The following is a 17,924-nucleotide window of genomic DNA, read 5'->3' on the forward strand; positions in this document are numbered from 1 at the left end:
CTAAAAAAGCGGAGTACTGTTCACCAGATAGTTGATGGCGGCTCCGCCAGCGACCAGCCACAGCCACAGGCTCATGGCGAGCAACACGGGTTTTATTCCCGCTTGCCGCACGCTGCTGATATTGGTAGTTAAGCCCAGAGCAACCATAGACATTGCAAGTATAAAATTGTCCGTGCTTATCAGCAGGGTTCTGATTTCTGCAGGGATATGTAATGCAGTGTTGAGTAAGGCGGTAGCAATAAAAATGAACGCAAACCAGGGAATCGTGATTTCTGTTGTCTCATCCATGTCTGCTTGCAACGATGGCTTGTCATGACGCTGTTTCAGCAAGCGCATTACCATTGGCAGTAGTAGCAGAAATGGTGCCAGCATCATGACCCTGAGCATTTTTGTGATGACAGCAGCATCGCCCGCAGTATCACTCACCGCCTTGCCGGCCACGATTACTTGTGCAACTTCATGCATAGTTGAACCAACATACATGCCGAAACCGGATGTTGGCAGCGGAATGAATTGAACATGCTTGTTCCATTCAAAAACAACCGGATAGAGCAGCATGCTCAGCGTGCCAAATATCATTACCCCGGAGATTGCAATACTTGCGTCATCTGATCTGCTTTTAATTACGGGGCTCGTTGCCATGATTGCTGCTGCACCGCAGACAGAACTGCCTGCGCCTATCAGGATAGTTAATTTATTATCCAGTGCAAAGACTTTTTTACCCAGAAATAAGGCAATAGCAAACGTTGTGCTGAGGACGAGCGCATCAATCGCGACAGCCTTAGTACCAAGCTGTTGAATGTCGTGCAAGCTCAGACGCAGGCCATACAGAATAATTCCTGTTCGTAATAAGGCTTGCTTGGATATCGACATACCATGCTCGAACCGATGATGCTGAAATACAGAATGGCTGTTCCCGGCGATTATACCCAGCAAGATGGCCGTAGTCAGACTGCTGAATCCATGTGTCTGCATCCAGCTGTGTTGGCTGAGTAACATGGAGATGACTGCCAGTAATGCACATAAGAGTAAGCCGGGAAGATAGCGACGCAAAGAAATTTTCATGGACGGGATTGTGGAATTGTAGTGGCTCATCATGTTCTTTTTTTTTGAAGTGAGCGCAGCATATCGATTTTCAATAAACTAATAAAACGAATTAATTTTGTATAATTAAGCAAAAAAACAGGTTAATTTATGAAAATCAGTCTGCGTCAATTACAAGTATTCATTGCTGTCGCCGAACAAGGCAGCACGATGATGGCGGCGAATGTCGTGGCTCTCTCTCAGTCGGCAGCCAGTGCTGCGTTGAATGAACTGGAAAATATACTTGGTACGCAGTTATTTGATCGTATCGGTAAGCGCCTGCTGTTAAACGATAATGGTCGCTTATTATTGCCACAGGCACGCCTGATACTCGATGCCGCACATTCGATAGAACTGCAGTTTTCATCGGCGGACACCAACTGGTCCTGTATCCGGATCGGAGCCAGCACCACGATAGGTAGTTACTGCCTGCCGGCTTTGCTGGCCGCCAGACCTCTGGCAAATATGCAGACATCATCTGCTCATCAGGCGATGTCTCATCCCCAGATGACAATTGCCAATACAGCCGATATCGCCAGCGCTGTAGCGAATTACGATGTTGATTTTGGCTTCATTGAGGGACCATGTCATCGTGCAGACTTGATGGTCGAGCCCTGGTTTGAGGATGAAATGGTAATTGTCTGCTCGCCGCAGCACACGTATGCCCAAAAAGATGGTGACGTCAGCATCAAGGAGTTGCGATCTGCAACCTGGTTGCTGCGGGAACGCGGTTCCGGTACGCGGGAAAATGTCGAGCAGGTGTTACTACCGCATCTGAAAAACTTCAAACTGGCGGGCGAGTTCGGCACATCGGAAGCGATCAAGCATGCCGCTGCTGCGGGTCTTGGCATCGCTTGTCTGTCACGCGTGGTTGTTGCAGACTTGCTGGCGCTGGGCAAGTTGTGTGAATTAAAAACGAAACTTCCGCCATTGAAGCGTCGTTTTTATCTGATTTACAGTCCGCACAAATTACTGTCCCGACATATACAGGATTTTTTGCAGTTTTGCCGTGGTTGGCGACCCGGATAAACGAAGGCCACATCATCTGACGTGGCCTCCATTCTTCATATTCAGGTTTTATTTACTGATTGCCTTGGTGCGCTCTTGCAGCCAGTTGAGCGCCGCACCGGTGACTCTCGATGCCAGTCGCGCATACACCGTCTTATGATAATCATTGAGCCAGTCGATTTCGTCATCACGTAACAAATGAACGAGAATGCAGCGTGTATCGATAGGACATAAAGTCAGGGTTTCAAATTTCAGATACTCCCCGAATTCGGTTGTGATTGCAGGTACGGTCAGTAAGAGATTTTCAATTCGTACACCCCATTGACCTGGACGGTAAATACCCGGTTCGTTGGATGTGATCATGCCGGCTTCCATTGCGGTGTGCGCCTCCGCTAATGCACCTGAAATTGATTGTGGCCCTTCATGCACATTCAGGAAGTAGCCGACTCCGTGACCAGTTCCGTGACCGTAATTGATGCCTTCCCGCCATATCGGTGCGCGCGCGACGGTATCCAGCATAGGGGAGGGCGTACCGCGAGGGAATTGCATTTGCGACAGATTGATCATGCCTTTCAGTACCAGCGTGAAATCACGCTTTTGCGCTTCCGATACCGATCCTATCGGCATCACCCGCGTGATATCCGTAGTGCCATTCAGATATTGCCCGCCTGAGTCAATCAGCAATAAACCATCACCTTTTATTTCAGCATGCGATTCTGCTGTTGCGCGATAGTGCGGCATCGCGCCGTTGCCATTAAAGCCGGCGATCGTACCGAAGCTTGGTGAGATGAAATGGGGCTGACGAGCGCGTGCCGCGCAGATTTGCTCGTCAATCGTGATTTCTGTGATCGTTTGTTTGCCCAGACTGGCTTCGAGCCAACTGAAAAATTCACACAAAGCGGCACCGTCCTGCTCCATGGCTTCTCTGACGAATTGTGCTTCTTCCGCTGTCTTTCTCGACTTGGCAAACACCGACGGATTAATTGCTTCCACAACGGTGACGGAAGCCGGAATCGCTTCACGGAAGCCATATGTGATACGGCGCGGGTCGATCAGTATGCTGTCTGTTGCAGGTAAATTCCGCAGGGCGTTTTGAGCCTCGGAATATTCTGCAATTTCTATGTGATCAAGCGCCAGAACCGCAGCCAGATCAGGGCTGATCTTTCCGTTAGAAACAAACAAAGTCGCTTTGTCTGTACCGATCAGGGCGTGTGCAACAAACACCGGATTGTAACTGACGTCGGCACCGCGTAAATTGAATATCCAGGCGATATCATCAACCGTGGAGACAAAATGCCAGTCGGCCGCTTTCAATCGCATTTGTTCGCGTATCTGCGTCAGCTTAACTTTACGGCTGATCACAGCAAATGGTGCTTTGTGTTCATATACTTGTGAGAGCGGCAAGGCGGGGCGATCCCGCCAGATTTCTTGCAGCAGGTCTTTGCTAGTATTGAGTCTGATCGCTTTTGCCTGGAGTGCCGACGTCAGCGCACGGGCGGTTGCCAGCCCGAGTACGAAGCCGTCTGCACCGACGGTTTGTCCGCTTGTCAGGTTATTTGCCAGCCACTCAATATGCAAGGCAGACGCGGCAGACGCGATTTTCATCATCTGTATGCCTGTTGGTACCAACTCTTTTTCGGCCTGACTCCAGTAGCGGCTGTCGACCCACAAGCCAGCGAAATCAGCCGTGACCACCAGTGTACCGACAGAACCCGTAAAGCCTGAAAAATAGGTACGGCTTTGCCAGTGTTCGGGCAGGTATTCGGATAAATGCGGATCGGCAGAAGGGATGATGTAGGCATCGAGACCATTTGCCTTCATAGCGCTACGGAGTTGTTGCAAGCGTGCCGGAACCGGGGAAATTATTGTAGATGCTGGATTGCTGTTTGTGCTGATGATGCTGTTCATGAAGTTATTTCCGGGTAGGGAGATGTATCAAGACATCAGATATTGGTAAAAGTTCTGAATTGGCATAGTTAAACGCGGTCAGCTCTTCAAAAAGCGACGCATGACATAAGGTGCAGGCTCGTTGGGATTCGCATGCGCATAATCGAGTTCAGGTGCCAACTCGAATTCGTATGCCGTGTACAAATCCAGTAAGCGTGGCTGATCGGTCCTGACGCCTAATCTGAGTTCAGTGACGCCAGCGTTTTGCGCGGCATGAATGACTGCTTCCAGCAGATGTTGTGACAGCGACTGATTGCGAAAGGCAGGCAATATGCCCATACGCCGGATTTCCCATACATTTGTATCGGTATCGAGAGCCGTCCAGCGCACGGAGCCAACTGGATTTTGATCGATTAACAGCAAAAAGCCGCCACCATGGCAAAGATCAGCAATTACATCTTCCGTATTTTCATGGTGGCCGGCAGAGCTGACGGCGACTTTATTTGCCCAGCAACTACGGGTCAGATGCGCAATCAGCTGCGCATCTTCTGGAACTGCTTCACGTAGGGCTATATTCATGCTGGCAGAAAATTAACGTACGCGCATTCCTGGTTGAGCGCCCGGCCAGGCTTCAAGAATATACAGACCGGGATTAGCTTTTTCATCAGCCGCTGAAGCTGCCAGCACCATCCCTTCGGAAATACCGAATTTCATTTTTCTTGGCGCAAGATTTGCCACCATGACAGTGAATTTGCCTATCAGTTGTTCTGACTGATAGGCGGATTTGATGCCGGAAAACACATTGCGGGTGCGGCCTTCGCCGACATCGAGCGTCAGTCGCAGTAATTTGTCTGAGCCATCAACGTGTTCGCAATTAACGATTTTAGCGATACGCAGATCCACTTTGGCGAAGTCATCGATCTTAATTTCTTCTGCGAGTGGTTCGATAGCGGATGCGGTGGTGGCGGCATCAGTGGTCGGAGCTGGTGGATCGAACAGGTTGTCGAACACTTTAGGATCAACACGCTGCATCAGGTGTTCATACGGATTGATCTTGTGCTGATCCGGCAGCGGACGGCTGACATCCGCCCATTTCAGCTCGCCGATATTCAGTTGCGCTTCGACTTTCGCCGCCAATGCAGGCAGTACCGGTTTCAGATAAATTGTCAGGATACGGAAGGCTTCCAGCAGGCGGCTGCAGACTTCCTGCAAGCGTGCATTGTTGTCCGGGTTTTTGGCCAGTTCCCACGGTTTGTTGGCGTCCACATAGGCATTGATGTAATCAGCCTGCTCCATCGTGGCGCGCAGGGCGCGACCGTATTCACGGCCTTCATAGTACTGGCGGATATCGGCAGCAGCGCTGCGGACATGGCACAGGAATTCATCGCTGTCGCTTGCCCAGGTGCCTGACACTGCTCCGTCGAAACGCTTGGTGATAAAGCCGGCGGCGCGGCTGGCGATATTGATGTATTTGCCGATCAGATCAGAATTCACGCGTGCTACGAAATCGTCCGGATTCAAATCCAGATCTTCTACCTTGGCATTCAATTTTGCTGCGAAATAGTAGCGCAGCCATTCTGGATTCATGCCGATGTCGAGGTAACGCAAAGGTGAAATACCGGTTCCGCGTGATTTCGACATTTTTTCACCGGAAACAGTGACGAAACCGTGGGCATACACATTATCCGGCGTTTTGTAGCCGGAAAATTTCAGCATCGCAGGCCAGAACAAGGTATGGAAATACGTAATGTCTTTGCCGATGAAATGGATTTGTTCTGTGGTCGGATCGGCCATGAACGCATCGAAATCGCGACCGGTTTTGTCGAAATAATTTTTCAGCGATGCCAGGTAGCCGACTGGCGCATCCAGCCAGACATAGAAATATTTACCCGGCTGATCAGGGATTTCAATCCCGAAATACGGGGCATCACGGCTGATATCCCAGTCACCTAAACCACCATCGCCCTCCAGCCATTCTTTACATTTATTGGCGACCTCCGATTGCAGGCGATTATCTTGCAAAGCCCAGCCACGCAGGAAGTCCACGCATTTTTGATTCGATAACTGAAAGAAAAAGTGCTCGGATGATTTCATCACCGGCGTCGCACCAGTGAGAGTGGAGTATGGGTTTTTCAGTTCAGTCGGCGCATACACAGCACTGCAGACTTCGCAGGAATCGCCGTACTGATCCTTGGCGCCACACTTAGGACATTCGCCTTTGATGTAGCGATCCGGCAAGAACATGTTTTTGACCGGATCATAGAATTGCTCAATAGTTTTGCTGATGATGAAGCCCGCAGCCTTGAGTTTGCGGTAAATGTCCTGTGAAAAAGCATGATTTTCCGGGCCGTCAGTTGAATGCCAGTTATCAAACCGAATATGAAATCCATCGAGATATTGCTTACGACCAGCCGCAATTTTTCCAACGAACTCTTGTGGCGAAATACCGGCTTTTTCTGCCGCAATCATAATCGGCGCACCATGCGCATCGTCAGCACCGACGAAATGCACTTCGTTACCCGACATTCGCTGATGCCTTACCCAGATATCAGCCTGGATGTATTCCATGATGTGACCAAGGTGGAACGGCGCATTTGCGTAAGGAAGGGCGGTGGTAACGAAGAGCTTGCGAGTCATGGTTGATGCACTTTTTTAATTTACGGACAAGGACATTATTCTACCAGCGAAACTCTGGCTGAATGCGGCTTTGCCGGAATGCATACGGAGCCTGAATGTATTTTCGCGTTCGTTTCGCTGCATCCGGGCTTACCGGCATTCTCATTTTCAGCTAATTTTTGCCGAGACGGGCCGCTATTGCTGATTATGTGCCTGCCTGGTCAGACGACCCAGGTGCCATCCCGGTACACCTCCTCATCGCCCAGTCTGACTGATTCGGTAATGGCGAATACGTCAACGTGATGTCGTCCCTCGCCCCGTTTGATATGCGGCTTTGCATAGCTGCCGTGTTTGGAGCCTAAGGAGAGATGAATGCCGCGCATACGTTCATAGGTCCCGATGTCACGTACGGTGCGGTCTTTAGAAAAAGCCGGGTTCATGCCCAGGCCTAACTCTCTGACCCATACTACGCCATCGTCAGCACGTATATTGGCTAATACTCGATCAAATTCCGGCGTGGAATCAAGCGCATCGATGACCTGACCTTTGTTGATAACGAGCGTGATCGGTTTTTCCGGCCGGTTAACAGTAAATGTGGTGTCTCCGAACACAAAAATCCGCACACGTCCGTTCACGGCTTCGAGATCCACGGATTCCGTGAATACCTCACCGATAGGAAACTGTCCGCCGATATTTTTCATCTCACGGTAGTCGCCGATATTCATTTTTGCTGGTTCAAACTTGCCACTGAAAATAAGTTGTTCGCCACCACTGTCAATCACGCCACCAGCGGCTACGTCAATTTTTGCCTTGAGCGCAGGGCCGACCATCCGGTAATAGCCGGGGTCGTATGCCAGAGAGTCAATGTAATAATCCACTTCTTTACCATCCATGCGTCCCAAGTGCGGATGTTCTATCACTTTCAGCCCTTTTTTAAACAGCTCCACACGCAAACGGTAAGCTTCCAGCCGGAAATTTGTTGATTGAATCAAAATAACCAGATCCGACGCCTGCAAATGTTCCAGCGTTTCTAAAATAAATGCCGGTGCAACCGCGTCAAAGTTGATGCAGGTTGCCGTTGGCAGGCATGTACGGTAAGCCTCTGTCAGTATGCTTGCGAGGGCGGAGTTATGGTCGTAAACGATGACGGCGGTGTGTGCCGGGGTGTGCTCAAACGCAATGGACAGGATATTTTTTAAGTGGCTGGCAGCGATATTGACAGCGCTAATCAGCGAGAGAGGCAACGTGGACGGAGTAGACATAAATTTGTAGCGACAATCCGGCGCTAATGTGTGCGTCCGGTGTGGTGAGTGCGTATGAATGGCGTATTTTAGCAAGCTGCCTGCATCCTCAGCATTTTTTCCGTTTGCTTTGCAACAAACCGGTGTCAATTATTTCGGGGTAGAAAAAAATCCTGCTTTTTTTGCCGGCGGCAATATTACCGGCACCGTGACAAGGTATGATCACGTCTCTCATGAGACGCTTCTATCTAATATGCCGCGAGGTCGGTGATAGTCCGGTGCGCGAAGCTTAATAATGACATCAATAACAAAAAATATACTTTATCTTGTTTTTGTACAGGGCTTGATTTATCTGGCGCCACTGGTGACTCTTCCTTATCTCACGAGGGTGTTGAGCGTGCCGGATTTTGCAGCTCTGGGTTTTGCGCAGGCAGTCATACAGTATTTTATTTTGATTACCGATTATGGTTTCGGAATCACTGCGACCAGACTGATTGCAATCAACAGTGGTGACAAGTTCACCGTGTCTGGTGTTGTCGCCAATACGCTGGCCGTGAAACTGATTTTGTCTGCCGCAGGTGGCTTGGCTTGTCTGCTGCTGATTCTTATTTTTGCAGACGTGCAGCAGCACGCAGTGTTGTTTCTTGCATGTTTTATCGGCGTTTTAGGCAATGCACTTTTTCCGACCTGGTTATTTCAGGGCTTAGAGAGAATGCGGGCACTCGCCTTGATTACGGCAGCATCGCGCCTGTTGCCTTTGCCACTGGTTTTTATCTTGGTGAAAACCAGCGATGATGTGGTGATCGCGGCTGTACTGCAAAATATCCCCGGCTTGATTGCCGCTCTCATGTCTTTTTACTATGCCCGGCAGACCCAGATTCTGGTTCGTGCCAGGATTAGTCTGAGCAGCATAGGTTCTATGCTGAAAGAGGGCTGGCCCGTCTTTTTGTCGAATATTTCCACCAGCTTTTATACGACGATCAATATCATTTTATTGAAGTTATTTGCCGGTGCCGATCAGGTCGCTTATTTTGCCGCGACCGATAAAATCCGTGTCGCCGCACAAGGATTCATTCAGCCTGTTGCTGCAGCATTATTTCCGCGTATCGCTGCACTGCACCAGGAACCCGGTAAACGTGAAGAGTCGCGCTCACTGATACTACGCGGCTCCTGCATGCTACTGGGAGTACAACTGGCAGGAGGCCTTATCCTGTTTTGTTTTGCCGATGTCATCGCGTTGCGCTATCTTGGGGGCAGCTTTGCGCCGGCAGCAATATATCTGAAAGCACTGGCTTTTCTGCCACTGGTCATTGGCTTTGCGACGATTATTTCGCAGTGGCGTTTTCTGGCGATGGGTGAAAGTCGTGTTCTGAGTAAGATTTACCTGATCGCGGGGCCGCTGCATGCGCTGTATGCCTGCTATCTGACCTATCACTATCAATCGACAGGTTTAATTGCCAGCCTGTATTTAACGGAGATTCTGATCACCGTCGCGATGATAGTCGCAGCGAAAAAAAAGGGCATAGACTTATGGTGATGCTTTTCTTACGGATGCATCGCTGCACCTTAGTCCCGTTGTTTGTTGATTTCACCTCACCCCGCGCCGCCTTATGCCGACGATAGATATTGCTTTAGCTTCTTACAACGGAGAGAAATATATCTCTGCACAGATTGCTTCAATTTTTGCCAACGATGTATCCGGTGCGGAAGTCTCGCTTGGCAAACTGATTGTCTCCGATAATGTTTCGACCGATAAAACTGCAGAAATCGTGAGTGACATCTGTTGCGCTCACCCTGAGCTGCGATTACACATTAATCACCGGCGTGGAGTCATTCATAATTTCAATTATGCTCTGGCGCAGACGGATGCAGGCTATGTCATGCTGGCAGATCAGGATGATGTCTGGCACAACAATAAAATCGCCCTGAGCTTACAGAAAATGCAGGAACTCGAGCGTCAGTTCGGCACAAACGTACCGCTGCTGGTATTTACTGATCTCGCGGTCACGGATCATCAGCTTACTGTGATTTCACCGTCTTTTTTTGCGTATCAGAAAATTGATCCGGTCGCTTACGTCAGACCTGAGTCCTTGTTTCTGTATAACGTGGCACCGGGTTGTACCATGATGTTGAACCGGCGCTTATTGGAAATGGCTTTGCCTGTACCTGATGGTGCTGTGATGCATGACTGGTGGCTGATGCTGGTGGCGGGCGTTTTCGGACATATCGGCCATGTCGGTCAGGCGACGATGTATTATCGGCAGCACGACAATAACCAGATCGGTGCCAGTGTCAGCAGTTTTTGGGAAAAGCTCTTTTCTCCGCGCAGAAAATTACAACTGGCACAAAAAAATTTACAGGATGCGGTGCGCCAGGCAAGGCTGTTCAGCGCGCAATTCCCGGTGATTCCTGTGGAATTTTCATCGACACTCGGATTTCTGACTGAATTTAATCATCTGTCTCGCTGGCGGCGTGTGCGAGGCTTGATGCAAGAAAAAATCATCGGCCCGACGTTCTGGGGGCGAGTCTTACTCTATGCAGTAGCGGTATTTTCTCCGGTTCTCAGTCGCGTGTCGCAGCGATGATGCGTTGCATTCAGCTTGCCCGTCTCGTGCCGCTTTGTTAATGTATGTCCTGTTTTACTTCGCATTGATCATTTTTGCAGCGACGGCTGCGTTTTTCCGCACGTCTCGCAGCCACCTCGAATAAGTATCCGGTAACGCGGTTTGAAAGCCGGTAACGATTGTCTGCAAAGCGGAGATACAGCCAGTCAAATAAGGGCTTCAGCAGTGGCCATCCGGTTGGTGCGATGATCCAGCCCAGCCCGATAGCTTCATAAGCCAGCCGGAACACGGCAACCCCGGTCACGATGCTGTTATCAGGTTTTATGGCGTGGATAATCCGCATTAGTTCTGCCTGTGGTATCCCGTAAGTGCGGGGGTCGAAATCTTTGCCGGAGATATCAACAAATCTCAGCAAATTTTTTTCATTACGTGCTCTCAGATTATCGATTTCGAGTTTGCATAAAGGACAGGATTCATCGTATAGCAAAGTCAGCGGGTAATTGCTCATCGGCTTCTCAGTGAAAACGGATTGGTACTTTAAATGCGCTAAGCATACCCTTGATCAGTTGTATCTGCAGAGCAAGCGCATCTACTCCTTCCTCACGAATTTTTTAAAAGAGTTTTATCTTTAAACGGGATTGGGCAAGAGCGCGAAAACTCAGTCTCTGCGCAGGGCTATCCGCAGTCTTTTCCCGTTTTGCGCTAGACTTGCGGACATTGAATGGAGAATCACATGACACTTACTGTTGAAGATATAAAAAATGCTTTATCAAAAGTTATTGATCCTAATACTCAGCTGGATCTGATCAAAAGCAAATCCGCGAAAAATATCAAGCTTGACGGCGATGCTGTGAGTCTGGATGTGGAGCTCGGCTATCCTGCGAAAAGTCAGTTTGATCTGATACGCAAAAACGTGATTGCTGCGCTGCGTGCGTTGCCGGGCGTAGGTAATGTCAGCGTCAATGTGACGTCGAAAATTGTTGCGCACGCGGTTCAGCGCGGTATCAAACTGATGCCGAATGTGAAGAACATTATTGCGGTAGCGTCAGGCAAAGGCGGTGTCGGTAAATCGACAACGGCAGTCAATCTCGCGCTGGCGCTGGCTGCAGAAGGCGCTGCAGTCGGTATTCTGGATGCGGACATTTATGGGCCGTCACAACCGATGATGATGGGGATTAATGGTCGCCCTGAGACGGTGGATGGCAAAACCATGGAGCCTCTGGAGAATCACGGTCTGCAAGTGTCATCCATCGGTTTCATGATTGATCCGGATGAGCCTATGGTCTGGCGCGGCCCTATTGTGACGCAGGCTTTGCAGCAATTGCTGGAACAGACCAACTGGCGCGATCTGGACTATCTGATTGTCGATATGCCACCAGGTACAGGTGACGTGCAACTGACCTTGTCGCAGAAAGTACCCGTGACCGGAGCCGTGATAGTGACAACACCGCAGGACATCGCGTTGCTGGATGCGCGTAAAGGTTTGAAAATGTTTGAAAAAGTCGGCATTCCAATTCTGGGCATTATCGAAAATATGAGTACGCATATCTGCTCTAATTGCGGACATGCTGAAGCGATTTTTGGTGAAGGTGGCGGACAAAAAATGTGCGCCGATTACGGTGTTGATTTTCTGGGCGGTCTGCCATTGACGATGGTGATACGCGAACAGGCGGATTCCGGTAAGCCAACTGTGGTTGCTGATCCTGACGGAAAAATCGCGCAGATTTATAAAGAAATCGCCCGTAAGCTGGCCGTGAAAGTCGCTGAGAAGGCGAAAGACATGACCAGTAAATTTCCGAATATCAGCATTCAGCACACCTGATCACATTGGTGACGATGGATGTCTTGTGTAGATAAACAAACTGACAGGTACTGGCTGGAAGTGGCGCTGGATCTTGCTTCCCGCGCCACGATAGAGACTTCGCCGAATCCTAAAGTTGGCTGCGTTATTGTGTGCGACGGTGTTGCCATTGGACGTGGCTGGACGCAACCAGTGGGGCAGGCACATGCAGAAGTGCAGGCCTTACGCGATGCTGCTGCCAATGGCATGGATGTTCGCGGTGCGACGGCGTACGTCACGCTGGAGCCTTGCAGTCACTTCGGGCGCACGCCTCCGTGTGCAAATGCGCTGGTTGATGCCGGGCTGGCGCGGGTCGTTGCAGCGATTAGTGATGCCAATCCGCAGGTAGCTGGACGCGGGCTGGCGATCTTGCAGGCTGCGGGCATTGAAGTAGAGTGCGCGACCCACGCTGACTTAGCAAATCGTGCCCGCGAGATGAATATCGGTTTTTTTACACGCATGGAAACTGGCAAGCCTTGGGTGCGCATGAAGGCGGCCGCAAGCCTTGATGGGAAAACAGCATTGCCGAACGGTCAGAGTCAGTGGATTACCGGAGCGGAAGCCAGACACGATGGTCATGTCTGGCGTGCTCGGGCAGATGCGATACTGACGGGTATAGGCACGGTATTGGCAGATGATCCCTTACTTAATGTGCGCGGCATTGATACGCCGCGTCAGCCCTTACGCATCGTGCTGGATTCGAATTTAAGAATCCCCGTATCTGCAAAAATATTGCAAGGCGGTGTGCTGGTGATCTGCGCTATCGACGACCTGCCAAAGCGTCTGGCGCTGGAGGCATCGGGAGCGGAAGTGCTTTGTCTGCCAGATTCCAGCGGGCGGATTAGTCTGCCCGCATTGATGCTCGAGCTGGGGCGACGACAAATCAATGAATTGCATGTGGAGGCTGGTGCAACACTCAACGGCGCGATGATTGCGGCCGGTTGTGTTGATGAATTGCTGGTCTATCTGGCACCTAAATTACTAGGTGAAGGCTCTGGAATGTTCGCTCTGCCAGTGTTGTCACATGTTGATCAGGCGTTGAAACTGATATTTCATGATGTTGCGAAAGTCGGTGACGATGTCAGGCTGCTGGCGAGATTTTCCAAATAACATGTTTGCTTGCAAGTGAAATGCCGGGCCGTGGTGCCCGGTCATTAATGTCGTTCGTTATAAGCGAGAGTTAGCCGACGCAAAACGAAAAAAGGATCGTTGAAATTCAACGATCCTTTTTTAACTGGTCGGAGTACAAGGATTCGAACCTTGGACCCTCTGCTCCCAAAGCAGATGCGCTACCGGGCTGCGCTACACTCCGAAAAAACTGAACTGCATTTATCTTTTTGCTGACAGGTTAATATTGTCTGCTTGAAGATGAAAAACCAAATATATGATTTTTAAAATTCTGGTCGGAGTACAAGGATTCGAACCTTGGACCCCCTGGTCCCAAACCAGGTGCGCTACCGGACTGCGCCACACTCCGAAGACCAACATATTAGCCTTGTGACGCCTTGATGTCAATAGATTTGTCCCTGAGAGACTATCCGTTGCATGCTTAAAGTTCTCGATGGCTGAAGAATTCGCGGTGTTCGCCTGTTAGTGGATCATCAAAAGCGATGCTCTTTGCCAGTAATTGCAAAGGTGTAGAGAAATCGTCGCCTTTACATGCTTGTGCAGTCGGATAAAAGCTGTCATTGCAGATCGGTGCTCCCAGGCTTGCCATGTGGACTCTTAGCTGGTGTTTCTTGCCGGTGACTGGCATTAGCCGGTAAAGGTTAATGTCGCCGCGCTGCTCCTCAATGTCGATCAGGGTTTCCGAGTTGATTTCGCCTTCGCTTTCACACATCGTGAAAAAGCGTTCACCCTCTGTCATGCAACTTCGGTGGATCAGAGGAAATGTCAGGGCAGGTAAGGCTGGTGCCAGCGCATGGTAGATCTTTGTGATGCTGCGTTTCTGAAATAGTGACTGATAATGTCCCCGTGTTTCCGGGTTATGAGAAAACAGGATGATGCCAGCGGTTTCCCGGTCGAGCCGGTGAATGGGGGTCAGATGTGCCAAACCGGTCTTCTTTTTTAGCCGGACCAGCAGTGTTTCGTGCAAAAATCGTCCGCCTGGCGTGACCGGTAAAAAATGCGGTTTGTCAACGGCAAGTAAGTGTTCATCCTGATGCAAGATCTGCTCTTCAAATGGAATAATGCTTTCGTTATCGATTTCGCGATAGTAAAAAATACACATTCCACGCTTGGCTGAACTGTTCTTCCGTAATGGGTTACCATGCGCATCGACCACTTCATTTCTTTCCATGCGGGACAGCCAAGTCGCTTCCCCGATATCAGGGAAATGCGAGGTCAGGAAACTGATCATATTACTCCACTGGCCTTCAGGTAACCATAAATAACTTGGCGCGATGCCATCGCGCACGGGGAGTGGTGCTTGCATGGAAGATGATGGGTCTTTATTCTGGAAACTTAACTCTGTTTTTCTATAATACCAGCACGATGGAAAAAAATACCGAGCTACCTTTTACGCTGAGTGTGATCATGCAGCGTGTGCCGATGAATAATCGGTGGCAGCCATATCAATGGAAACCACTGGAAATTCTGGCAGACACTCCGGGCGCCAGAATACATCAGTTGATGAGTGGTGATGGTGAACAGCGCTGGCTGTTTCCAGGTTTTTCCGCAAGCCTGCATGTTGATGAGACACCCGGGTATTTTCTGAATCTCAGTTCTGAAACGCCATGCTGGTTTGTCATGTGGCGCATGGAAGAGATAGATGGTGTCGAGCTGGCTGTGCCTAAATCCGTTTCCCTTTCGTACGATGAGGCTGCGCGCCAGATTGATGGCGGCGAACAGGTAGATATTTTGCCTTTGTCAGAAGATGTGGCCGCCTGGCTAGCAGAATACACGCAACAGTATTTCCGATACGAAGGCAAGAAGCCACGAAAGCGTCCTTCGTTTGAGGGAGGTGAAGGCGTACAGAAAATGGCTCTTGCGGAAGCGGCTTTGCACAGGAAGGCGAACTGATATGGCAGCCAGCGATTTTTTCAGCCGCTGGAGTAAGCGTGCTGCTGAAAAAGAGGCGCCACAGGAGCCCGCATTGGACGAGCCTGCAGAACAAGTTGTCAGACATCATGACGAGGCCAGTACCGCTGCTAGCATACCTGACAAGGTACCGGATATGGCTGATGTGGCGGCCTTAAGCAATGAATCTGATTTCTCGCGCTTCTTGGCAAAAGATGTGGACGAGTCCGTGCGACGTTCAGCGATGAAAAAACTGTTTTCGAACCCGCATTTCAATATTATGGACGGCCTCGACATTTATATTGATGATTACGGGAAAGCCGATCCTTTGCCGCTAGGCATGCTGGAATCTCTGACCCATGCAAAGACTTTACTGAATCCTTTGGCGCATCTGGAGCAAGATCTGCAGCGTTTGCTTGATCCTGATCCTGTCGAGGAGGAGGTGGTAGTTGGTGAAGCGGAGAGCGGAGCAAGTGCGTCGGCGGAAGAACCTGTGATTGATGCAGAAAATATCAGATTGCCCCAGTCAGAAGAAATGCCGCAGTTGCGGCAAGCCAGCGTTTTAAATCAGCAAAAAGACGCCGTAAAAAATGATGAGAACGATCAGAATGAATCCACAAATAAAAATCTGTAGTTGCAATAAAACCCTGCCTTTAAATTCCATGGCAGCCGCGCATTTGGCGCAGGCAATTGGCGCGGAACATGTGCAGGTCAGTGACATGCTATGCCGCCGCGAAGTGGGAAATTTTTTAAGCGCGGTGGAAGGCGTTGATGACGTGATCGTCGGTTGTACTCAGGAGCGTGCTTTGTTTTCTGAGTTGGCGCAAACCAGTGTTGCACCGATAAAATTTGTGAATTTACGTGAGAGTGCCGGCTGGTCCGAGGAGGGTAAGCAGAGCCTGCCAAAAATGGCCGCCTTGCTGGCGGCGGCCAGCTTACCCGCGCCCGAGCCAGTACCCACTGTCAATTATGAGTCGCAGGGAAATCTGTTGATTATCGGTTCAGCAGATGTTGCTTTGCCTTGGGCGCGTCGCTTGTCTGCTCAAATGGCGGTGAGTGTGTTACTGACAGACGGCGCGGCACATGGTGAGCGACTTGCAGACAGGACATTTCCGGTCTGGTCCGGTAGTTCGATCAAGCTGCGTGGCTTTCTTGGTAAGTTTGAAGTGAGCTGGCAGCAAAGCAATCCGATTGATCTGGAGACCTGTACCCGTTGCAATGCCTGTATTGATGTTTGCCCGGAAAATGCGATCGACTTCAGTTACCAGATCGATCTGGATAAATGCAGTAATCACCGTGATTGCGTCAAGGCTTGCGGTGTCATCGGTGCGATTGACTTTGAGCGTATGGCTGTCACGCGAGATACTGCGTGCGATCTGGTATTGGATTTGTCACGACAAGCCTTGTTGTCAATGTCGGATAAACCGCAAGGATATTTTGCGCCGGGCAACGATGTGGCGGCGCAGTTTGATGCGGTATTGAAATTATCACAGTTGATCGGTGAGTTTGAGAAACCAAAGTTTTTTGTATACAAAGAAAAACTCTGCGCGCACAGCCGCAGCGGCAAGCTGGGATGTAATGCCTGTCTCGATGTTTGCTCTACGGATGCAATATCGGCTGCGGGCGACAAGGTATCGGTCAATCCTAATTTGTGTGCCGGATGCGGTGCCTGCACCACGGTTTGCCCTACCGGAGCGATGAGCTACGCCTATATGCGGGCGCCGGATACCGGTCTGCACATCAAGACCATGCTGGCAGCGTATACCAAAGCGGGTGGTCAGGAAGCGGCAATCCTTTTTCATAGCAAAGAAGCTGGCGCCGATTTATTGCAGCAGACGGGGCAATCTGTGCAGGCGGGCGGGCGTGGTTTGCCTGCGCGGGTGATTCCTATGGCGTTGCATCATACGGCATCGACAGGCATTGAAGTCTGGTTGTCCGCGATTTGTTATGGCGCGACTTCCATCGTGATTCTGATGACGGATGAAGAAGCGCCGGAATACAGGCTTGCCCTGCAAAAGCAAATACAGATTACGCAGACGATTTTGTCCGGACTTGGTTATCGGGGGGTACATATTCATCTGTTGGAAGCAAATACGTCTGCTGAGTTGTCGTCGTTTTTGTATGCGTTAAAGCCGGCACAAGTGCCGCCGCCGGCATTATTTAACGTCGCTCAGGATAAGCGGGTCAGTATGGACTTTGCGCTTGATCATTTACTCAAATATGCGCCGGAAGCAGTGCAAGAGGTCGCGTTACCGGCTGGTTCTTTATATGGCTCGGTTGCGATCAATAAGGATGCCTGTACTTTGTGCATGTCATGCGTTGGAGCATGTCCTGCTTCGGCGTTGATGGATAACGCGAATTCTCCACAGATACGTTTTATTGAGCGCAATTGTGTACAGTGTGGCTTATGTGAGGATACCTGTCCGGAAAGTGCGATAACACTGACGCCAAGATTATTGCTGAGCGATGCTGCCAAGCAGGTGCGCGTGTTAAACGAAGCGCAACCATTTCACTGCATACGCTGCAGTAAGCCGTTTGCAACGGCACAGATGATAGAGAATATGCTGCAAAAACTCGGCGCCCATAGCGCATTTGCGGGGCATCTCGATCGTATACGCATGTGCCCGGATTGCCGTGTTATCGATATGATGAAAAATGCTGAATGAC

General features: G+C 50.2%; 15 protein-coding genes and 2 tRNA genes. 8 read left to right on the forward strand and 9 right to left on the reverse strand.

Going from position 1 to position 17,924, the window contains the following annotated elements:
* The gene (locus tag ACPAOP_RS15265) at window positions 1-1,065 is read right to left on the reverse strand and encodes a YeiH family protein (RefSeq protein ID WP_423708577.1); all 1,065 of its coding nucleotides are present in this window, start codon (window positions 1,063-1,065) and stop codon (window positions 1-3) included.
* Window positions 1,066-1,194: 129 nt separating this feature from the next.
* Here ACPAOP_RS15265 and ACPAOP_RS15270 point away from each other — a divergent pair, with 129 nt between their 5' ends.
* On the forward strand, window positions 1,195-2,112 hold the full coding sequence (locus ACPAOP_RS15270) for a LysR family transcriptional regulator (RefSeq protein ID WP_423678817.1): 918 nt from the start codon (window positions 1,195-1,197) through the stop codon (window positions 2,110-2,112).
* A 48-nt stretch (window positions 2,113-2,160) separates the two neighbouring features.
* On the opposite strand, the gene ACPAOP_RS15275 is transcribed toward ACPAOP_RS15270, so the two are convergent.
* The 4 genes from ACPAOP_RS15275 to ACPAOP_RS15290 form a co-directional block, all read right to left on the reverse strand.
* Window positions 2,161-3,999 carry an aminopeptidase P family protein gene (locus ACPAOP_RS15275; protein WP_423708578.1) on the reverse strand — a complete coding sequence of 613 codons (1,839 nt, stop codon included), beginning with the start codon at window positions 3,997-3,999 and terminating at the stop codon, window positions 2,161-2,163.
* A gap of 78 nt (window positions 4,000-4,077) precedes the next feature.
* Complete coding sequence (locus ACPAOP_RS15280; protein WP_423708579.1) at window positions 4,078-4,557, reverse strand: GNAT family N-acetyltransferase; 480 nt, start codon at window positions 4,555-4,557, stop codon at window positions 4,078-4,080.
* Between the two features lie 12 nt (window positions 4,558-4,569).
* The gene (metG, locus tag ACPAOP_RS15285; protein ID WP_423708580.1) at window positions 4,570-6,615 is read right to left on the reverse strand and encodes a methionine--tRNA ligase; all 2,046 of its coding nucleotides are present in this window, start codon (window positions 6,613-6,615) and stop codon (window positions 4,570-4,572) included.
* Window positions 6,616-6,815: 200 nt separating this feature from the next.
* Entirely contained in the window at window positions 6,816-7,856 is a 1,041-nt protein-coding gene (locus ACPAOP_RS15290; protein WP_423678821.1) for a hypothetical protein, read from the reverse strand.
* Between the two features lie 274 nt (window positions 7,857-8,130).
* Between ACPAOP_RS15290 and ACPAOP_RS15295 the strand changes: the two genes are divergently transcribed.
* The gene (locus ACPAOP_RS15295) at window positions 8,131-9,372 is read left to right on the forward strand and encodes a flippase (protein ID WP_423678822.1); all 1,242 of its coding nucleotides are present in this window, start codon (window positions 8,131-8,133) and stop codon (window positions 9,370-9,372) included.
* A 73-nt stretch (window positions 9,373-9,445) separates the two neighbouring features.
* On the forward strand, window positions 9,446-10,420 hold the full coding sequence (locus tag ACPAOP_RS15300; RefSeq protein ID WP_423708581.1) for a glycosyltransferase family 2 protein: 975 nt from the start codon (window positions 9,446-9,448) through the stop codon (window positions 10,418-10,420).
* Window positions 10,421-10,457: 37 nt separating this feature from the next.
* Here ACPAOP_RS15300 and ACPAOP_RS15305 read toward each other — a convergent pair whose 3' ends face one another.
* On the reverse strand, window positions 10,458-10,907 hold the full coding sequence (locus tag ACPAOP_RS15305; protein WP_423708582.1) for a thiol-disulfide oxidoreductase DCC family protein: 450 nt from the start codon (window positions 10,905-10,907) through the stop codon (window positions 10,458-10,460).
* 225 nt (window positions 10,908-11,132) lie between these two features.
* On the opposite strand from ACPAOP_RS15305, the gene apbC reads away from it, so the two are divergent.
* Window positions 11,133-12,221, forward strand: a complete 1,089-nt coding sequence (gene apbC, locus ACPAOP_RS15310) for an iron-sulfur cluster carrier protein ApbC (RefSeq protein WP_423708583.1) — start codon at window positions 11,133-11,135, stop codon at window positions 12,219-12,221.
* 18 nt (window positions 12,222-12,239) lie between these two features.
* Window positions 12,240-13,349 carry a bifunctional diaminohydroxyphosphoribosylaminopyrimidine deaminase/5-amino-6-(5-phosphoribosylamino)uracil reductase RibD gene (gene ribD, locus ACPAOP_RS15315; protein ID WP_423708584.1) on the forward strand — a complete coding sequence of 370 codons (1,110 nt, stop codon included), beginning with the start codon at window positions 12,240-12,242 and terminating at the stop codon, window positions 13,347-13,349.
* A gap of 125 nt (window positions 13,350-13,474) precedes the next feature.
* On the opposite strand, the gene ACPAOP_RS15320 is transcribed toward ribD, so the two are convergent.
* From ACPAOP_RS15320 to ACPAOP_RS15330, 3 genes are all read right to left on the reverse strand, one after another.
* A tRNA-Pro gene (locus ACPAOP_RS15320) sits at window positions 13,475-13,551 on the reverse strand.
* Window positions 13,552-13,639: 88 nt separating this feature from the next.
* A tRNA-Pro gene (locus ACPAOP_RS15325) sits at window positions 13,640-13,716 on the reverse strand.
* Window positions 13,717-13,788: 72 nt separating this feature from the next.
* Entirely contained in the window at window positions 13,789-14,673 is an 885-nt protein-coding gene (locus tag ACPAOP_RS15330; RefSeq protein WP_423678827.1) for a pseudouridine synthase, read from the reverse strand.
* 59 nt (window positions 14,674-14,732) lie between these two features.
* Here ACPAOP_RS15330 and ACPAOP_RS15335 point away from each other — a divergent pair, with 59 nt between their 5' ends.
* From ACPAOP_RS15335 to ACPAOP_RS15345, 3 genes are read left to right on the forward strand one after another with little or no spacing between them, the layout of a single operon-like run.
* Window positions 14,733-15,260 carry a DUF3305 domain-containing protein gene (locus tag ACPAOP_RS15335; RefSeq protein WP_423678828.1) on the forward strand — a complete coding sequence of 176 codons (528 nt, stop codon included), beginning with the start codon at window positions 14,733-14,735 and terminating at the stop codon, window positions 15,258-15,260.
* Window position 15,261: 1 nt separating this feature from the next.
* Window positions 15,262-15,891, forward strand: coding sequence for a DUF3306 domain-containing protein (locus ACPAOP_RS15340; RefSeq protein WP_423708585.1), 630 nt, complete (start codon window positions 15,262-15,264; stop codon window positions 15,889-15,891).
* 28 nt (window positions 15,892-15,919) lie between these two features.
* Window positions 15,920-17,923, forward strand: a complete 2,004-nt coding sequence (locus ACPAOP_RS15345) for a 4Fe-4S binding protein (protein ID WP_423708586.1) — start codon at window positions 15,920-15,922, stop codon at window positions 17,921-17,923.
* Window position 17,924: the final 1 nt, after the last annotated feature.

Source organism: Undibacterium sp. WLX3042 (assembly GCF_049544825.1).
Classification (GTDB): domain Bacteria; phylum Pseudomonadota; class Gammaproteobacteria; order Burkholderiales; family Burkholderiaceae_D; genus Undibacterium.

What these genes read in the sequence shown, in the direction of transcription:
- ACPAOP_RS15265 (WP_423708577.1), bottom strand. Translation starts at nt 1,065, where the DNA reads ATGAAAATTTCTTTGCGTCGCTATCTTCCCGGCTTACTCTTATGTGCA.
- ACPAOP_RS15270 (WP_423678817.1), top strand. Translation starts at nt 1,195, where the DNA reads ATGAAAATCAGTCTGCGTCAATTACAAGTATTCATTGCTGTCGCCGAA.
- ACPAOP_RS15275 (WP_423708578.1), bottom strand. Translation starts at nt 3,999, where the DNA reads ATGAACAGCATCATCAGCACAAACAGCAATCCAGCATCTACAATAATT.
- ACPAOP_RS15280 (WP_423708579.1), bottom strand. Translation starts at nt 4,557, where the DNA reads ATGAATATAGCCCTACGTGAAGCAGTTCCAGAAGATGCGCAGCTGATT.
- metG (WP_423708580.1), bottom strand. Translation starts at nt 6,615, where the DNA reads ATGACTCGCAAGCTCTTCGTTACCACCGCCCTTCCTTACGCAAATGCG.
- ACPAOP_RS15290 (WP_423678821.1), bottom strand. Translation starts at nt 7,856, where the DNA reads ATGTCTACTCCGTCCACGTTGCCTCTCTCGCTGATTAGCGCTGTCAAT.
- ACPAOP_RS15295 (WP_423678822.1), top strand. Translation starts at nt 8,131, where the DNA reads ATGACATCAATAACAAAAAATATACTTTATCTTGTTTTTGTACAGGGC.
- ACPAOP_RS15300 (WP_423708581.1), top strand. Translation starts at nt 9,446, where the DNA reads ATGCCGACGATAGATATTGCTTTAGCTTCTTACAACGGAGAGAAATAT.
- ACPAOP_RS15305 (WP_423708582.1), bottom strand. Translation starts at nt 10,907, where the DNA reads ATGAGCAATTACCCGCTGACTTTGCTATACGATGAATCCTGTCCTTTA.
- apbC (WP_423708583.1), top strand. Translation starts at nt 11,133, where the DNA reads ATGACACTTACTGTTGAAGATATAAAAAATGCTTTATCAAAAGTTATT.
- ribD (WP_423708584.1), top strand. Translation starts at nt 12,240, where the DNA reads ATGTCTTGTGTAGATAAACAAACTGACAGGTACTGGCTGGAAGTGGCG.
- ACPAOP_RS15330 (WP_423678827.1), bottom strand. Translation starts at nt 14,673, where the DNA reads ATGCAAGCACCACTCCCCGTGCGCGATGGCATCGCGCCAAGTTATTTA.
- ACPAOP_RS15335 (WP_423678828.1), top strand. Translation starts at nt 14,733, where the DNA reads ATGGAAAAAAATACCGAGCTACCTTTTACGCTGAGTGTGATCATGCAG.
- ACPAOP_RS15340 (WP_423708585.1), top strand. Translation starts at nt 15,262, where the DNA reads ATGGCAGCCAGCGATTTTTTCAGCCGCTGGAGTAAGCGTGCTGCTGAA.
- ACPAOP_RS15345 (WP_423708586.1), top strand. Translation starts at nt 15,920, where the DNA reads ATGGCAGCCGCGCATTTGGCGCAGGCAATTGGCGCGGAACATGTGCAG.